This is a genomic window from Bacillus sp. L381 (assembly GCF_030284525.1).
GTDB lineage: Bacteria > Bacillota > Bacilli > Bacillales > Bacillaceae > Bacillus > Bacillus amyloliquefaciens.
The window spans coordinates 1,012,977-1,028,532 of the sequence record NZ_CP127224.1 but is presented as its reverse complement, the minus strand read 5'-3'; the positions used below and the strand labels follow the sequence as shown (position 1 = coordinate 1,028,532).

The following is a 15,556-nucleotide window of genomic DNA, read 5'->3' as shown; positions in this document are numbered from 1 at the left end:
CCTTCCAAACCGATAAAAAGAAAAAGAGAATATCTGGGGGAACTTATATTGTTATTTAAAAAAGACCGCAAAAAAGAAACAGCTTATTTTTCAGAAGCCGATGGCAAAAAACGCATCGAGCTTTCAAATCAATATGCAGATGTCAAAAAGCAGCTGAAAATGGTCAGGCTGGGAAACGAAGAACTTCATGTGCTTGAAGAGCTGCAGCCTCTAATCAAAGAACATATCTCCACAATCGTCGATTCCTTTTACCGAAATCTGGATCACGAAAAATCGTTAATGACGATCATTAACGACCACAGCACGGTCGAGCGCCTGAAAAAAACATTACGGCGCCATATCCACGAGATGTTCGCCGGTACGATTGATGATGAATTCATTGAGAAAAGACAGCGCATCGCATCCATCCACTTGCGGATCGGCCTTGAACCGAAATGGTATATGGGAGCGTTTCAGGATCTGCTTCTGTCGATGATGAACATATATGAAGCATCAATCCCGGATTTGCATGAGCTGTTAAAAGCGATCAAAGCGACGACGAAAATACTGAATCTTGAACAGCAGCTCGTCCTTGAAGCGTTCCAGACCGAATATAACTGCCAGCGTGACGAACAAGAGGAAAAGAAAGCCCGTCTTCATCAAAAAATTCAGGAAACATCCGGATCGCTCGCTGATCTGTTTTCAGAAACGAGCAGAGCCGTACAGGAGCTCGTCGATAAATCCGAGGACATTTCCGAGGCCTCAAAAGCCGGCACCGTCACTTCCGTCCATGTGGAAGAAAAATCAATCGGCGGGAAAAAAGAGCTTGAAAGCCAGCAGAAGCAATTGAACAAAATCGACGCCAGCCTTCTGCAGATTGAAGAAGAAATGGATAAGCTGAATGACATTGCCCAGCAGATCGAAAAAATCTTCGGGATCGTGACGGGGATCGCCGAGCAAACGAATCTCCTGTCATTAAACGCTTCAATAGAATCCGCGAGAGCCGGAGAGCACGGCAAAGGCTTCGCCGTTGTCGCGACGGAGGTAAGAAAGCTTTCAGAGGATACGAAAAAAACCGTTTCCACCGTTTCAGAGCTTGTGAACAATACCAATACGCAAATCAACATCGTGTCTAAACATATTAAAGATGTAAACGGACTCGTAGGTGAAACGAAAGAAAAAATGACGCAGATCAACCGTCTGTTTGATGACATCGTCCAAAGCATGAAAACGAGCAAAGACCAGACAGGCAAAATCGACGTTGATTTACAGGCCTTTCTCGGCGGCCTACAAGAAGTCAGCCGCGCCGTTTCCCACGTTGCATCATCCGTTGATTCACTTGTTATCCTCACAGAAGAATAAAGTTAGACCGACCGGCCTTTTTCATAAAGGGCCGGTCTTTTTTATGTTAACTTAAAATATAATAAAGTTGACATATATAAAGACTCGCTTTATTGTATAAACATATTTTGATAAGCTGGAGGAATACATAATGAAATTAATAGAAATGATGCATATTGCCGTGTTTGCTGCCATTATGGGACTTTTGGGGCTGCTTCCGCCGCTTTTCTTATCCTTTACGCCGGTTCCGATTACGCTTCAGACGATCGGTGTTCTTTTATCAGGAAGCATATTAAAACCGAAAGCGGCTTTTTTAAGCCAATTGCTGTTTTTGCTGATCGTGGCATGCGGAGCACCTCTCCTTTCGGGCGGAAGAGGCGGGTTCGGGGTTTTTTTCGGGCCGAGCGCCGGATATCTCGTGGCATATCCGCTGGCGGCATTACTGCTGAGCCTCAGTATTCGGGGCCTTCGCTCAGCCAGCGTCCCCCATTTGTTTATCAGACAGTTTTTGTTCGGCGTGCTGCTTTTGTATGTTATCGGCATTCCCGTTCAGGCTGTTATGATGCACATTGATATTATGACTGCCGTAAAGCTCAGCCTCATCTATGTGCCCGGAGATCTGCTTAAAGCGGCCGCATCCTCATTCGCAGCCGTAAGAATCAGAAAAACACTGCAAGCAAGCCGGCTTTTGCCTACGAAAGGAAGCTGATGAGACATCATGATTACATCAACATATTCAGATATAGCCGGAAAAACACCGGACAAAATCGCAATTCAGACAGAAACAGAACAGATAACCTATCAAACTTGGAATAGACTTATAAACCAGACCGCAAACTGGCTTGGCAGCCTTTCAGATAAGCCGGAAAACATTGCGATTTTACTGCCGAATGGAATGCCTTTTTTACAACTATTCGCAGGCGCAGCGCATGCCGGCTGCACGGCAATTCCATTAGACCCCCGCTCGACAGCGGCGGAATTCGCAGATCAGCTGCACATCAGCAACACCGATGTCGTCATTGCTGATCGCCGGCTGAGCGGCAGGCTGGACGGCGTCAAAACGCCTGTCATCCTGTGGGATGAATGCAAACCTTTAATCGAGGCGGAGAAAGCGGAAGGCGCATTTATAAAAAACGCCGGCCTGCCCTTTTATACCGGATTCACTTCGGGATCGACCGGAAAGCCGAAAGCCTTCACCCGCTCCCACCGTTCGTGGCTGGAGAGCTTTACTTGTACGAAACGCGAATTCGGTATTTCCCCTAAAGACAAAGTGCTCGTACCAGGCACGATGCGCTCATCACACTTTTTGTACGGTGCCGTCAGCACTTTATTTATCGGGGGAACCGTCATCCTTCAAAGAAAATTCAATCCGGCCGGAATAAAAGACTGGCTGAGACAAGCCGATGTTTTATATACCGTACCGACAATGACGGACGCCCTGCTCTCGGCCGAGGCGTTTCCTGATAAACCGCTCAAGGTGATTTCTTCCGGCGCGGACTGGCCCGCTTCGTCTAAACAAGCGCTGTCAGATCGTTATCCTCATTTACTGTTATACGATTTTTACGGAACGTCCGAGCTGAGTTTCGTGGCATTCTTATCGCCGGAAGACAGCGTGAGAAAGCCTGACGCGGCGGGCCGGCCGTTTGATAATGTTAAAGTCGAAATCCGCCGTCCCGGAGGAGAACGCTGCATGCCGGGCGAAACGGGGAAGATTTTTGTGAACAGCCCGATGAAATTTTCCGGATACATCAACGGCGCAAAGCCTGATGATTCCGGGTGGATGACGGTTGATGACATGGGGTATGTCGACAGTGAAGGCTATCTTTATATCGAAGGCCGTGAAAACGGGATGATCGTATCCGGCGGCCTGAATGTGTTCCCTGAAGAGATTGAACGTGTGCTCAACGGCTGTCCGGGTGTCAGAAAAGCGGCCGTAACCGGCGTTCCCGATGATTATTGGGGCAGCATTGCCGTTGCGGTGATCGATGGGCATGCAAATGTAAAGGACTTGAAGAAACGGTGCCGCGAACAGCTGGCGGCATATAAAATCCCGAAAAAATGGCTGTTTTCAGATATACCGGAAACAGCCGGCGGAAAGATCGCCCGTGCCGCCATACAAAAGCAGGCAAAGGAAATGATGGAATGGAAGCTGTAATTACGGATGCGAAACGAACGATTTTCGCCCGGGAAAACGGCCTGTTAAAAGACTGTCTTCCTGAAGATTTAGCAGCTCCGCTGATCCGCTATTTGAGCCGGAACATGCCCGAAGACATTGATGAAGTTCTGATCGGAAATGCGACAGGCCGCGGCGGGAACCTCGCCCGGCTGTCAGCCTTGGCGGCCGGGCTTCCTTTGAGCGTGCCTGGGACGACCATCGACAGGCAGTGCGGTTCCGGGCTGGACGCCGTGAGAATCGCGTGCCATTTTGTAAAAGCCGGTGCGGGGACCACGTACATCGCGGGAGGAGCGGAGAGCAGCAGCCGCTCCCCTTTTTCTTCCCGCGCGCGTTTTTCACCTGAACATATCGGCGATCCTGATATGGGCATAGCAGCCGAGTATACGGCACAGGCTTACGCAGTCACGAGAAAAATGCAGGACGAATATGCCCTCCTCAGCTATGAACGGAGCGTCAAAGCGCACGAAGACGGCCTGTACCGACGGGAAATCCTCCCGTGTCACGGGTTCGCCGCTGACGAAAACATGCTGAAAAAACGGAACATGGAGCCTCTTATCGACCGTGCCAAACCTGTCTTTCAGTCCGGAGGCTCTGTCACCGCCGCCAACAGCTGCGGCATTTCTGACGGGGCGGCGGCGGTTTGTGTAATGGAAGAACAAAAAGCGCGGTCCCTCGGTTTAAAACCGAAATTGCGTTTTATCGGAAGCGCGGTAAGCGGCGTCCATCCGCATTATCCGTCAGCAGCTCCGGTTTATGCCGTCAAAAAGCTTTTGAAGGAGCGGAACCTGTCACCGGATGATATTGATATATACGAAATCAACGAGGCGTTTGCCGTCAAAATATGCGTCTTTTCACAACAGCTTCAAGTGCCATATTCTAAAATAAATGTCCGGGGCGGCGCTCTGGCCATCGGGCATCCGTACGGGGCTTCCGGGGCGGCGCTTGTCTCCCGGCTTTTTTATGAAGCAAAAAGACGGCCGGATGCCCGCTACGCAGCAGCTGCGATCGGCAGCGGAGGGGGAGTCGGACTGGCGCTTCTCTTTGAAGTGTTAACGTAACGGCAGTATAATAGATGATATTGATAAAAAATGATCGGAGTGAAGACATTATGACTGCCGTTTGTTTAGTAAGACATGGAGAGACTGATTGGAACGCCCAAAAGAAGCTTCAAGGCAAAACGGATATTCCGCTAAATGCGACGGGAGAGCGTCAGGCGAAAGAAACAGGAGAATACTTAAAGGGTTTCGAATGGGATGTCATCGTCTCAAGCCCGATGAAACGAGCCAGAAAAACAGCTGACATTATTAACGGATTTTTGAATCTTCCCGTTGTCGTCATGGAAGATTTCAGAGAACGGAGCTACGGTGATGCGGAAGGAATGTCTTTACCGGAACGGTCAGAGCGCTACCCGGATAAAAACTACCCGAACATGGAAACCGCAGAGGAACTGACAGACAGAATGCTGGCCGGTTTAGTAAAAGTTCAGGAACGGTTTCCTGACCAAAAAGTACTGATCGTCGCTCACGGCGCAGCCATCCACGCCCTCTTGTCCGCCATTTCTGACGGTGACACCGACATACAAAATGCAAAGCTTGTCAATGCATGCCTAAGCAATATCGAACGGATTGAAAATAAGTGGCGCGTCAAAGATTACAATGTAAGCAGCCACCTTTCGGAATCATAATAAAAAGGCCCGCATTCAGTGTCGGGCCTTTTTGGCGAGCATTTTTTTCTGAAGATCATGTAATATGGCATCCGCACCGTCAATACTCCGGCGCTCCGTCCAAACCGCCCTGTCAGCGCGGTAGACGCGTCCATTTTTCACGGCTGTCAGCTGTTTCCAGAGCGGATGTTTTCCGAGCTCTTTCTCCCCGCCCAACAGCACGATGTAATCAGGATCGATACGCAAAAGCTGCCCGGGCGTCATTTTGATATGGTCGTTTTTCTTCCCCGAAGCTGTCTGGATTGCATATGTAAACCCCGTGAGTGCCAAAAGCCGGGACGTGAAAAACTGATCATTCTTTACGGAAATGCCGCCATTTGCAGCGTCGATTAATAAAATCGATCCGCCTTCTGCATCCAGCTTTCTTTTGCTTTCATTCAGCTTTTCTTCCTGAGCCGATAATTGTTTCTCGATGATGTCCTTTTTACCGACCGCTTTTTCAATGGTCAAGGCAGCGTCAACCGCATCCTGATAATCCGCATCTTCATTTTTCAAAGCGATTGTCGGAGCGATCTTCGTCAGCTTATGGTATATCCCTCTGTGCAGGCTTGAGTCTGCAATGATGAGATCGGGTTTTAACGAAGCGATCTTTTTCAGGTCGGGATGTGATCGGGTGCCGACAGAAGGACTTCCGCCGTTTCGCTCTGATCGGTCATCGGCCGCAGCCGCCGGCTTTATGCCGAGATCATGGAGGGTATCAATAAAGCCCGGATTCAATACGGCGACGCGCTGCGGGTGCGCTGCCACATGCGCGGTCCCGAGATCATGTCTGATGGCGGTCCCATGTTCCGGTTCTGAACATGCCGGTATGAAGAGGACGGATAAGATCAGCAGCATACTGAAAATCGGTTTCATCAGTTCACCCTCTTTCGTTTTTCCGCAATTATATCATTGACAATATCAGCATCAATGATATTCATTATCATTATTTTTATAAAATGGTTTCACAGCTTTTCTCGGTCAAGAAAGCCAAAGACTGATTCCGCTTTCGTTTCCATCAGTCTTCTGTATTCAACAAAAGGTGACATTTATCCTGTTTTTGGAACAACCCCCAAAAATGGTAACAAACCGTTCGACCCAGGAAACAAGCGAGTGATTGCGCCTGTGTACATTTACTCATGTCCATCCATCGGTTTTTTCCATTAAAATTTAAATATTTCGAGTTCCTACGAAACGAAAGAGAGATGATATACCTAAATAGAAATAAAACAATCTGAAAAAAATTGGGTCTACTAAAATATTATTCCATACTATACAATTAATCCACAGAATAATCTGTCTATTGGTTATTCTGCAAATGAAAAAAAGGAGAGGATAAAGAGTGAGAGGCAAAAAAGTATGGATCAGTTTGCTGTTTGCTTTAGCGTTAATCTTTACGATGGCATTCGGCAGCACATCCTCTGCCCAGGCGGCAGGGAAATCAAACGGGGAAAAGAAATATATTGTCGGGTTTAAACAGACAATGAGCACGATGAGCGCCGCTAAGAAGAAAGATGTCATTTCTGAAAAAGGCGGGAAAGTGCAAAAGCAATTCAAATATGTAGATGCAGCTTCAGCTACATTAAACGAAAAAGCTGTAAAAGAATTGAAAAAAGACCCAAGCGTCGCTTACGTTGAAGAAGATCACGTTGCAAAAGCGTACGCACAGTCCGTGCCTTACGGCGTATCACAAATTAAAGCTCCTGCTCTGCACTCTCAAGGCTACACTGGATCAAATGTTAAAGTAGCGGTTATCGACAGCGGTATCGATTCTTCTCATCCTGATTTAAACGTAGCAGGCGGAGCCAGCATGGTTCCTTCTGAAACAAATCCTTTCCAAGACAGCAACTCTCACGGAACTCACGTTGCCGGCACAGTTGCGGCTCTTAATAACTCAATCGGTGTATTAGGCGTTGCGCCAAGCGCATCACTTTACGCTGTAAAAGTTCTCGGTGCTGACGGTTCCGGCCAATACAGCTGGATCATTAACGGAATCGAGTGGGCGATCGCAAACAATATGGACGTTATTAACATGAGCCTAGGCGGACCTTCTGGTTCTGCAGCTCTAAAAGCGGCAGTTGACAAAGCCGTTGCTTCCGGTGTTGTAGTCGTTGCGGCAGCCGGTAACGAAGGCACTTCCGGCAGCTCAAGCACAGTGGGCTATCCTGGTAAATACCCTTCTGTCATTGCAGTAGGCGCTGTTGACAGCAGCAACCAAAGAGCATCTTTCTCAAGCGTAGGACCTGAGCTTGATGTCATGGCACCTGGCGTATCTATTCAAAGCACGCTTCCTGGAAACAAATACGGGGCGTATAATGGTACGTCAATGGCATCTCCGCACGTTGCCGGAGCGGCTGCTTTGATTCTTTCTAAGCACCCGAACTGGACAAACACTCAAGTCCGCAGCAGTTTAGAAAACACCACTACAAAACTTGGTGATTCTTTCTACTATGGAAAAGGGCTGATCAACGTACAGGCGGCAGCTCAGTAAAACATAAAAAACCGGCGTCGGCCTTGGGCCCCGCCGGCTTTTTATTATTTTTCTTCCTCCGCATGTTCAATCCGCTCCATAATCGACGGGTGGCTCCCTCTGAAAATTTTAACGAGAAACGGCGGGTTGACCCGGCTCAGTCCCGTAACGGCCAAGTCCTGAAACGTCTCAATCGCCGCTTCCCGGTTTCCGGTCAGTTCAATGCCGTAACGGTCGGCGGCGTTTTCCTGATACCGGGAGACGGCATTCGTAATCGGATCAGAAGCAAAACTGAGCACGGATATAAGCAGCAATAACAGCGGGAGAGCGGCCAGATCTTCAGGCCCCTTTATATGAAACATTCGGCCGAAGGATTTGGACATCTGCCTGTAAAGCTTGTCAATGATATAGAACCCAGCCAATGACAGCAGCAGATACCCGGCCAGTCCGATGTACACGTGCTTCATGACATAGTGTCCCATCTCATGCCCCATAATAAACAAAATTTCCTGATCCTTCAGTTTGTTAAGCGTCGTATCCCACAAAACGATGCGCTTATTCGAACCGATGCCCGTCACATACGCATTCAGCGCATTCGTTTTCTCCGACATATTTACTTCATAAACATGGCTTGCCGGAATATCGGCTTTGTCGGCAAGCGACAAAATTTTGCTTTCAAGCTCCTTGTCTTTCAACGGATAGAAATCATTGTATAAAGGATCAATCACGACAGGCTGCAGGAAAAACAAAAACAGGGTAAACGGCACCGTAAGACACCAAGCGTAAAACCACCATTTTTTTGTATGCTTTGTGATCAGCCAGTAAAACACAAGCACACACACGGCGAACAGCGGAAAACTGATCCAGAAATCAATGACATGATCTCTGATCCAGCTGGCTGTTGTCTGCGTCGAAATATGATACGCAAGCGAAACCCGGTATCCGGCCCACTCAAGCGGAAGCGATGCCGCCGTAACGATGAGTGAAATTACAAATACGAAGCTTACGATTTGCAGCACCCGAAAGCGCACCGCTGCTTCCAGCCATTGCTTTATTTTTTTGGCAAGCCCCGTAATAAGCAGCAGAAAAAATAAAAACCAATCTAACGGCGCCCCGATGAAAAACAAAAAGTCCTTTACATTTGAATAATTTTCAGCGGCTGCCAGGCGGCCCGGGTCCATAAACCAGGACGGATCAGCTTTCGTTCCCTTTACGGCCTCCGGGACGGCGGAGTCTCCTGTCATAAAGAAATACCAATAGAAAAAAAGGCCGTACAGCACATAGGCAAGTCCCGCTGCCGCTATCCATTTGCGCATGGAAGTCTCCCTCCTTACCCTTATGACTTACTCTTATTGTAAGCATAAATGCAAATAAATAGAACCAAGCCTCCACGGATGTTAATCTTTTCACAACAGAAAAGAATGGAACAACAGGAAGCGGGAAAGACTAAAAGACGGAGTGATGAATATGAAAAAAATAATCGCGTTTATCGTAGTAATCGCCCTTTTGGTTATTGCTTTCTTCTATGTATACAGCCGGACCGGCGATGTATTTACATCAAGCAATGCAGATCTGATTATTCTGTCTGAGCACGGAAAAAAAGAAATCAAAATTAAAGACAGGCAGAATGTAAAAGATATGCTCGATATCTTGAACCAAGGAAAACAAGTTAAACTGACCAAAAGCGTGTCTCCCGATTACGACGGAACGGTCCAATACCATGAAGACCGTTTTGATTCATTCAGCATGTGGCTCGAAAGCGGCAATTATATGTTGTACAAGTATAAAAACACGTATTACAAACTGACCCGGCATGATACGAAGCTTGTGCAAAGCATTATTAAGGAAGAATCGCAGAGCTGACCGGATCAGTTCATGTAAAAGCGAAGCCCCCGGCTTCGCTTTTCGTCTTTCATTTCGGAAGCATGTCCCGTACCGCCCGTCTCAGCAGCTTCCCTGTCGCATTCTTCGGAATCTCATCAAGAAAAACCACTTCCGCCGGACGCTTATATTTTGCCAAATGCTGCTCACAGTAATCAAAAACGGCTTGTTCTGTCAGTTCACCGTCAGCAGGCACTATATAAGCATGCACCGCTTCTCCCGTTTTGGCGTCGGGAACACCGATGACCACGGCTTCTTTAATGCCCTCATGGCTGTAGAGCACTTCTTCTACTTCGCGGGGATAGACGTTGTAACCGCCGACAAGAATCATATCTTTTTTTCTGTCGACAATATAAAAATAACCGTCTTCGTCACGTTTCGCCAAATCACCAGTGTACAGCCAGCCGTCCTTCAGCGCGTGCTCCGTCTCCTCTGGCATCTTGTAATAGCCCTTCATCACATTCGGCCCTTTCACGATCAATTCCCCCACTTGATGGTCAGGCAGTTCGCGACCGAGCGTATCGACGACTTTATTTTCGACATGCAAAATATTCGTCCCGATCGAGCCGGGCTTTCTCCCCCGGTCAAACGGATTGAAACAAGTAACCGGAGACGCTTCAGAAAGTCCGTATCCCTCCAGAATGGTGACGTCAAAGGTTTGTTCAAACGTCTGCAACAGAGCGACCGGCATGGAAGCGCCGCCTGAAATGCACAGTCTGACGGACGCAAAATCCTCCGCCTTGCCGTGCTCATATTGATACAGATAGTTATACATCGTCGGTACGCCTGCAAAAATGGTTGCCTGCCGGCGTTTAATCAGTTTAAAGACAGATGCCGGGCTGAACTGCGGTTCAATTAATACACACGCTCCGCTCATCAGAGGCGCATTCATACAAACGGTTAAACAAAAAACGTGAAACATCGGCAATGCTGCCACAATTTTATCTTTCTCATTCATTCCTAAGTATCCGGCGACATCATTTGCGTTGGAAAAAAGATTCTGATGGGTGAGCATGGCGCCTTTCGGTTTTCCCGTCGTCCCTGAGGTGTATAAAATGACGGCCGTATCATCTTTGGACAATACCGGATAGGTTCTGCTGCGCTCCGCCGGGCGGAGCATTTTTGTAAACGTTGTCATTTTTAAGCGCAATTGAGGGTCTTCTGTCGATGGAGCGTTCTCTGCGGTCTGACTGATGATGATATGCTCCAGCAGCGGCAGCGAGCCGTGCAGGCTTTCAAATACGGGAATTAAAAGATCAATGCCGGCGATCGCTTTGACATCGCCGTTTTTCAGCATATACGCGATTTCTGAAGGTGTGTATGCCGGATTAACAGGAATGACGACGACTCCCGCTTTCAACGCACCGAAAAACGCAATGACAAAATCAGGCGTATTTCCGAGAAGCAGCGCGAGATGATCCCCTTTTTTCAGTCCCCTGTCCTCCAATCCGTTTGCAAATGCTTCGATTTTACCTGCCAGCTCCTTATACGTCATGTACTGATCTTGAAACAGACAAGCTGGTTTTTCCGGTTTCTGCGATGCCGTTTCTTCCAATTTGGAAACCAGATTCATTTTCCCACCCCTTTAAAAATGTAATGAATGAATAGTCATTCATTTCTCCGGAATAAACGTTCACTTTCATTATAGAAAAATATAGAAAAACACTCAAGGGCAAAAAGCCCTGAGTGCCGTAAAACCGGAAATTATAATTGTTTCAGCGCTTCTCTGACCGGCGTGCTGCCCGCCGTCAGATCGAACGCTTTTTCATACGTATTCGGTTCATCAAGGGATGCGATAACCGTATTGGCGACATCGTCTCTTGAAATAGAGCCTCTTTCTAAATCGGCGGCGGCTTTAATATTGCCCGTGCCCGGATCATTTAATAACCCGCCGGGACGGATAATCGTATACGTCAAACCGCTCGCTTCAAGAATTTTGTCCGCATAATGCTTTGCAACATAATACGGTTTCAGCGCTTCATTCCAATTGGCGCGGTTATGAGCCTGAAGGGCGCTTACCATAATAAACCGCTTGATGCCGGCCTTCTTTGCCGCTTCTACCGCTTTCGCCGCTCCGTCAAGATCAATCAAAAGCGTCTTATCGTGTCCGGTGCTTCCTCCTGATCCGGCGGTAAATACAATCGCGTCACAGCCCTCGGCGGCTTTCGCGATGTCTTCCGCACTTCCTTCCAGATCTGCAAGAACGGCTTCTGTTCCCGCCGCTTGAAGCGCTTTTTTCTGCTCTTCTTTCCGGACCATCGCCCGCAAGGTATGCATGCCGTCTTTTTGAAACAGCCCGGTCAGCCGCTGTCCGATCTGTCCGTTTGCTCCGATGAGAAATACTTTCATCATGATCCCTCCTTATTTATTATGGTTCTATCATTTCACATGAGCGGCCGCCCTTTCAAATCATGCGTCCGGCAAATGTTCTAATAAATCAGTTCGAGAAAATCTTCCAGCTCTATTTTGCCGAAATACTGTTTCAGATCAATTCCGGCCAGCGCCTCTCTGATAGCGGTTCTGTCATATTGTTTTCCGGTCAGCGCCTGTTCGATTTCACTCACATCTTTCGCACCGAAGAAGTCACCGAAAATTTTGCAGTCTTGAATGATTCCTTTTTTTACTTCAAGGCGCAGATCAATCGACCCGACCGGATAACGTTTGGAATGCTGAAGATTAAATGCCGGCGACCTGCCGAAATTCCAGTCCCAGTTTTGATAGCGCTCTTCAGAAATCTTCCGGATCACTTTCCAGTCTTCATCGGTCAGCTTATATTCCGGCACTTCGGAAAGATCATTTGTATTAAAAATATGATGAAGCAGGTGTTTTTTGAATTCATCAGCCGTCATTTTGTCATCAAGAAACTCGCTGATGTTGGCGACACGGCTTCTGATTGATTTAATGCCCTTTGATTCGATTTTGTCTTTTTTCACTTTCAGCGCTGACACAACATGGTCAATGGCCGAATCCAGCATTAATGTTCCGTGGCTGAAAATACGCCCCTTCGTCGAAAATTGAGCGTTGCCGGAAATTTTTCTGCCATCGGCGACGATATCGTTTCGGCCGCTTAATTCAGCTTCCACCCCGAGCTGGCGCAGCGCCTGAATGACGGGTTCGGTGAATTTTTTAAAATTGTGAAAGCTGTCTCCGTCATCTTTTGTGATAAAACTGAAATTCAGATTCCCGAGATCGTGATAAACCGCGCCGCCTCCTGACAGTCTGCGGACGACGATGATTCCGTTATCCTCTACGTATTTCGTATTAATTTCTTCTATTGTATTTTGATTCTTCCCGATGATAATCGACGGCTGATTGACATAAAACAGCAGGTATGTCTGTTCAGGGTCGAGATGCTTCACGCAATATTCTTCGATTGCGAGGTTGATCCTCGGGTCGGTTATGTTTTGGTTGTCAATAAATAACATGGTGCGCCTCCTTTATTTCTCCCACTTCAATCCGGAAGCCGCGATCGTCACTTTTCCCCCGAACACGGATTCCGCTTCTTCTTTCAGCTTTAGGTGCTCGCCGAAATGCGGCAGATGCGTGAGAATCAGCTCTCCCGCTCCGGCCTCCCGCGCGATACGTCCGGCTTCCGTGCTGTTCATATGGCCGGCCGGCGCGCCGTCTTGGTGCGCGTAAAAATTGCACTCGCAAATCAGCAGATCGGCATTTTCCGCAAACGGAATGAACGCGTCCTGATAGCTTGAATCAGCCGTATACACAACGGAAGCTGTACCGTCGGTAATACGCATCGCATAACAAGTGACCGGATGCACCGTTTTCAGAAAGGTAATGGTGAACGGCCCGGCAGAAAGCGGGCGGTCCGGCTGATAAGCCACTCCTTTTGTATGCGTTTTATATGTAAGACGCTCAAACTGTTCTATATCAGCATCATGCCCGTAAATCGGCAGCGCATCCGTCCCTTTTCCGAGAAAAGAGCCGACCTGCTTGGCAAATTGAAGCGGCCCGATATCAGCGATGTGATCATGGTGATAATGAGACAAAATGACGGCATCAAGCTCTTCTGCCGGAACATAAGCAAACAGCTTTGATAATACGGCGCTTCCGCAATCGACCAGAAGAGAATAACCGCCGGACTGAAACAGATAGCCTGAAGTTGCTTCATTTGCGGCCGGAAACCCGCCGCAGCATCCAATAACTGTAACTTTCATATCATCCTCCGAATGTTTATGATAAAAAGACCCTTTCCTTCAATATACCTATTTTTCGTACAAATTGCATGTTTTAAACATTGTGTCAAAACAGCCGTTGATTTTCACAAACTGTTATAATACAATGTAAAGACAAAACAATGAAAGAGGGATGGGTATGTTGGATAAAATAACAGAATTTTTTAGAAATCTACCCGGTAAAAAGTGTGCGGAATGCGGCAAAGAAATAGATGAACAGCATGAATGCTATGGAAATGTTTGTGACAATTGCTTGAAAATAAAGGATATGTAACAATTGGGCGCTGCACATTCGAAGGTGTGCGGCGCCTTTTTTTTCGGCCGGTATCATACTTTCAGAATAGGGCGTTATTCACCATTATTAGCAATAATCTGTATGTTTTGAACAATTCAGTATTTTCAATCTATATTTTTCTATAGACGAATTGTTTTCTTTTCTATTATAATTTGTTCTAATAGCTATCTTTTTAGATACTTATTGCACTTTTTTCTTCGGGAGGTAATCTATGAAAAAATTACGTTTTGGATTAGCGACGCAAATTTTCGTCGGACTCATACTAGGGGTTGTAGTCGGTGTCATCTGGTATGGCAATCCCGCTGTTCCAACTTTTTTACAGCCTATTGGCGATTTGTTTTTACGCTTAATCAAAATGATAGTGATTCCAATTGTGGTTTCCAGCTTAATCATCGGCGTTGCCGGCGCGGGAAGCGGAAAACAGGTCGGAAAATTAGGCTTCAGAACGATTTTGTATTTTGAGATCATTACCACTTTTGCCATTATTCTCGGACTCGCTCTGGCGAATCTTTTTCAACCGGGAGCTGGCGTTAATATACATGAAGCTCAAAAAACAGATATCAGTCAATATGTTGAAACAGAAAAAGAACAAAGCGGTAAATCCGTAGCAGACACATTCCTGCATATTGTACCGACAAACTTCTTCCAATCATTGGCCGAAGGAGATCTGCTTGCCATCATCTGCTTTACCGTGCTGTTTGCACTCGGCATCTCGGCAATCGGAGAAAAAGGAAAGCCTGTACTGGCCTTCTTTGAAGGTGTTTCTCATTCCATGTTCCACGTTGTGAACCTGGTCATGAAAGTTGCTCCGTTTGGTGTTTTTGCATTGATTGGTGTTACCGTTTCCAAATTCGGGCTCAGTTCCCTGCTTTCACTCGGTAAACTGGTCGGTTTAGTATATGTAGCTCTGGCTTTCTTTCTCATTGTTGTATTCGGAATCGTCGGAAAGCTTGCTGGGGTTAACATTTTCAAATTCCTCGCCTATATGAAGGATGAAATTTTATTGGCGTTCAGTACGTCAAGCTCCGAAACTGTACTTCCCCGCGTTATGGAGAAAATGGAGAAAATCGGCTGTCCGAAAGGTATTGTTTCTTTTGTTGTGCCGATCGGATATACCTTTAACTTAGACGGTTCTGTGCTGTACCAATCTATCGCCGCTTTATTCCTCGCTCAGGTATACCACATTGACTTGTCCATTTGGCAGCAGCTTACCCTTGTGCTTGTCCTGATGGTCACTTCCAAAGGAATGGCTGCCGTGCCAGGGACTTCTTTCGTCGTCCTGCTTGCGACACTCGGCACAATCGGCGTTCCTGCAGAAGGTCTTGCATTCATCGCCGGTGTTGACCGGATTATGGACATGGCCCGTACGGTCGTCAATCTGACCGGAAACGCGCTGGCATCCGTTGTGATGTCAAAATGGGAAGGCCAGTATGATCCCGTTAAAGGCGCGAAGGTCATGAGCCTCGCCAAAACAGAACAAAACACCACCATTTCAGGTTAAACGAAAAACCTGCACGGAAAT

The 15,556-nt window shown here is 47.3% G+C and carries 15 protein-coding genes and 1 pseudogene; 10 read left to right on the top strand and 6 right to left on the bottom strand.

Features of this window, described 5'->3' with window-relative positions; genetic code table 11:
* Positions 1–48: 48 nt before the first annotated feature.
* From QRX25_RS19815 to QRX25_RS05090, 6 genes and pseudogenes are all read left to right on the top strand, one after another.
* Positions 49–582, top strand: a pseudogene (locus tag QRX25_RS19815) (protoglobin domain-containing protein); the annotation flags it as partial.
* Between the two features lie 189 nt (positions 583–771).
* Positions 772–1,341: a methyl-accepting chemotaxis protein gene (locus QRX25_RS19810; RefSeq protein WP_373925697.1), complete on the top strand. Its 570-nt coding sequence runs from the start codon at positions 772–774 to the stop codon at positions 1,339–1,341.
* A 130-nt stretch (positions 1,342–1,471) separates the two neighbouring features.
* A complete protein-coding gene (locus QRX25_RS05105) occupies positions 1,472–2,029 on the top strand; it encodes a biotin transporter BioY (RefSeq protein WP_065981105.1) in 558 nt (185 codons plus the stop codon).
* A gap of 9 nt (positions 2,030–2,038) precedes the next feature.
* On the top strand, positions 2,039–3,475 hold the full coding sequence (locus QRX25_RS05100) for an acyl-CoA synthetase (RefSeq protein WP_065981104.1): 1,437 nt from the start codon (positions 2,039–2,041) through the stop codon (positions 3,473–3,475).
* Positions 3,463–4,554: an acetyl-CoA C-acyltransferase gene (locus QRX25_RS05095; RefSeq protein WP_065981103.1), complete on the top strand. Its 1,092-nt coding sequence runs from the start codon at positions 3,463–3,465 to the stop codon at positions 4,552–4,554. The genes QRX25_RS05100 and QRX25_RS05095 overlap by 13 nt, the downstream gene beginning before the upstream one ends.
* A 50-nt stretch (positions 4,555–4,604) precedes the next feature.
* Positions 4,605–5,180, top strand: a complete 576-nt coding sequence (locus QRX25_RS05090) for a histidine phosphatase family protein (RefSeq protein ID WP_125122336.1) — start codon at positions 4,605–4,607, stop codon at positions 5,178–5,180.
* Positions 5,181–5,195: 15 nt separating this feature from the next.
* On the opposite strand, the gene QRX25_RS05085 is transcribed toward QRX25_RS05090, so the two are convergent.
* Positions 5,196–6,074 (bottom strand): ABC transporter substrate-binding protein, encoded by an 879-nt coding sequence (locus QRX25_RS05085; protein ID WP_115997915.1) that lies wholly within the window; start codon positions 6,072–6,074, stop codon positions 5,196–5,198.
* A 466-nt stretch (positions 6,075–6,540) separates the two neighbouring features.
* Here QRX25_RS05085 and QRX25_RS05080 point away from each other — a divergent pair, with 466 nt between their 5' ends.
* The gene (locus tag QRX25_RS05080) at positions 6,541–7,689 is read left to right on the top strand and encodes a S8 family peptidase (protein WP_065981100.1); all 1,149 of its coding nucleotides are present in this window, start codon (positions 6,541–6,543) and stop codon (positions 7,687–7,689) included.
* 44 nt (positions 7,690–7,733) lie between these two features.
* Here the strand turns inward: QRX25_RS05080 and QRX25_RS05075 are convergent, their stop codons facing one another.
* Positions 7,734–8,984: a M48 family metallopeptidase gene (locus tag QRX25_RS05075; protein WP_212100848.1), complete on the bottom strand. Its 1,251-nt coding sequence runs from the start codon at positions 8,982–8,984 to the stop codon at positions 7,734–7,736.
* Between the two features lie 151 nt (positions 8,985–9,135).
* On the opposite strand from QRX25_RS05075, the gene QRX25_RS05070 reads away from it, so the two are divergent.
* Positions 9,136–9,531, top strand: a complete 396-nt coding sequence (locus QRX25_RS05070; protein ID WP_065981098.1) for a YhfM domain-containing protein — start codon at positions 9,136–9,138, stop codon at positions 9,529–9,531.
* A gap of 49 nt (positions 9,532–9,580) precedes the next feature.
* Here QRX25_RS05070 and lcfB read toward each other — a convergent pair whose 3' ends face one another.
* The 4 genes from lcfB to QRX25_RS05050 all read right to left on the bottom strand — a co-directional run bounded on the left by lcfB (position 9,581) and on the right by QRX25_RS05050 (position 13,721).
* Positions 9,581–11,122: a long-chain-fatty-acid--CoA ligase LcfB gene (gene lcfB / locus QRX25_RS05065; RefSeq protein ID WP_065981097.1), complete on the bottom strand. Its 1,542-nt coding sequence runs from the start codon at positions 11,120–11,122 to the stop codon at positions 9,581–9,583.
* Between the two features lie 131 nt (positions 11,123–11,253).
* A complete protein-coding gene (locus QRX25_RS05060; RefSeq protein ID WP_065981096.1) occupies positions 11,254–11,898 on the bottom strand; it encodes an SDR family oxidoreductase in 645 nt (214 codons plus the stop codon).
* A gap of 80 nt (positions 11,899–11,978) precedes the next feature.
* Entirely contained in the window at positions 11,979–12,974 is a 996-nt protein-coding gene (gene lplA / locus QRX25_RS05055; protein ID WP_013351728.1) for a lipoate--protein ligase, read from the bottom strand.
* Positions 12,975–12,986: 12 nt separating this feature from the next.
* Entirely contained in the window at positions 12,987–13,721 is a 735-nt protein-coding gene (locus QRX25_RS05050; RefSeq protein ID WP_212100845.1) for an MBL fold metallo-hydrolase, read from the bottom strand.
* A 157-nt stretch (positions 13,722–13,878) separates the two neighbouring features.
* Here QRX25_RS05050 and yhfH point away from each other — a divergent pair, with 157 nt between their 5' ends.
* Together yhfH and gltT are read left to right on the top strand one after the other, a co-directional pair.
* The gene (yhfH, locus tag QRX25_RS05045; RefSeq protein ID WP_065981094.1) at positions 13,879–14,013 is read left to right on the top strand and encodes a protein YhfH; all 135 of its coding nucleotides are present in this window, start codon (positions 13,879–13,881) and stop codon (positions 14,011–14,013) included.
* A gap of 232 nt (positions 14,014–14,245) precedes the next feature.
* The gene (gltT, locus tag QRX25_RS05040) at positions 14,246–15,535 is read left to right on the top strand and encodes a glutamate/proton symporter GltT (RefSeq protein WP_065981093.1); all 1,290 of its coding nucleotides are present in this window, start codon (positions 14,246–14,248) and stop codon (positions 15,533–15,535) included.
* The last annotated feature ends 21 nt before the right edge of the window (positions 15,536–15,556 follow it).

Bases quoted from the DNA above. Each gene is read 5' to 3' on its own strand.
- QRX25_RS05105 (WP_065981105.1), top strand. From the start codon at position 1,472: ATGAAATTAATAGAAATGATGCATATTGCCGTGTTTGCTGCCATTATG.
- QRX25_RS05100 (WP_065981104.1), top strand. From the start codon at position 2,039: ATGATTACATCAACATATTCAGATATAGCCGGAAAAACACCGGACAAA.
- QRX25_RS05095 (WP_065981103.1), top strand. From the start codon at position 3,463: ATGGAAGCTGTAATTACGGATGCGAAACGAACGATTTTCGCCCGGGAA.
- QRX25_RS05090 (WP_125122336.1), top strand. From the start codon at position 4,605: ATGACTGCCGTTTGTTTAGTAAGACATGGAGAGACTGATTGGAACGCC.
- QRX25_RS05085 (WP_115997915.1), bottom strand. From the start codon at position 6,074: ATGAAACCGATTTTCAGTATGCTGCTGATCTTATCCGTCCTCTTCATA.
- QRX25_RS05075 (WP_212100848.1), bottom strand. From the start codon at position 8,984: ATGCGCAAATGGATAGCGGCAGCGGGACTTGCCTATGTGCTGTACGGC.
- QRX25_RS05070 (WP_065981098.1), top strand. From the start codon at position 9,136: ATGAAAAAAATAATCGCGTTTATCGTAGTAATCGCCCTTTTGGTTATT.
- lcfB (WP_065981097.1), bottom strand. From the start codon at position 11,122: ATGAATCTGGTTTCCAAATTGGAAGAAACGGCATCGCAGAAACCGGAA.
- QRX25_RS05060 (WP_065981096.1), bottom strand. From the start codon at position 11,898: ATGAAAGTATTTCTCATCGGAGCAAACGGACAGATCGGACAGCGGCTG.
- lplA (WP_013351728.1), bottom strand. From the start codon at position 12,974: ATGTTATTTATTGACAACCAAAACATAACCGACCCGAGGATCAACCTC.
- QRX25_RS05050 (WP_212100845.1), bottom strand. From the start codon at position 13,721: ATGAAAGTTACAGTTATTGGATGCTGCGGCGGGTTTCCGGCCGCAAAT.
- yhfH (WP_065981094.1), top strand. From the start codon at position 13,879: ATGTTGGATAAAATAACAGAATTTTTTAGAAATCTACCCGGTAAAAAG.
- gltT (WP_065981093.1), top strand. From the start codon at position 14,246: ATGAAAAAATTACGTTTTGGATTAGCGACGCAAATTTTCGTCGGACTC.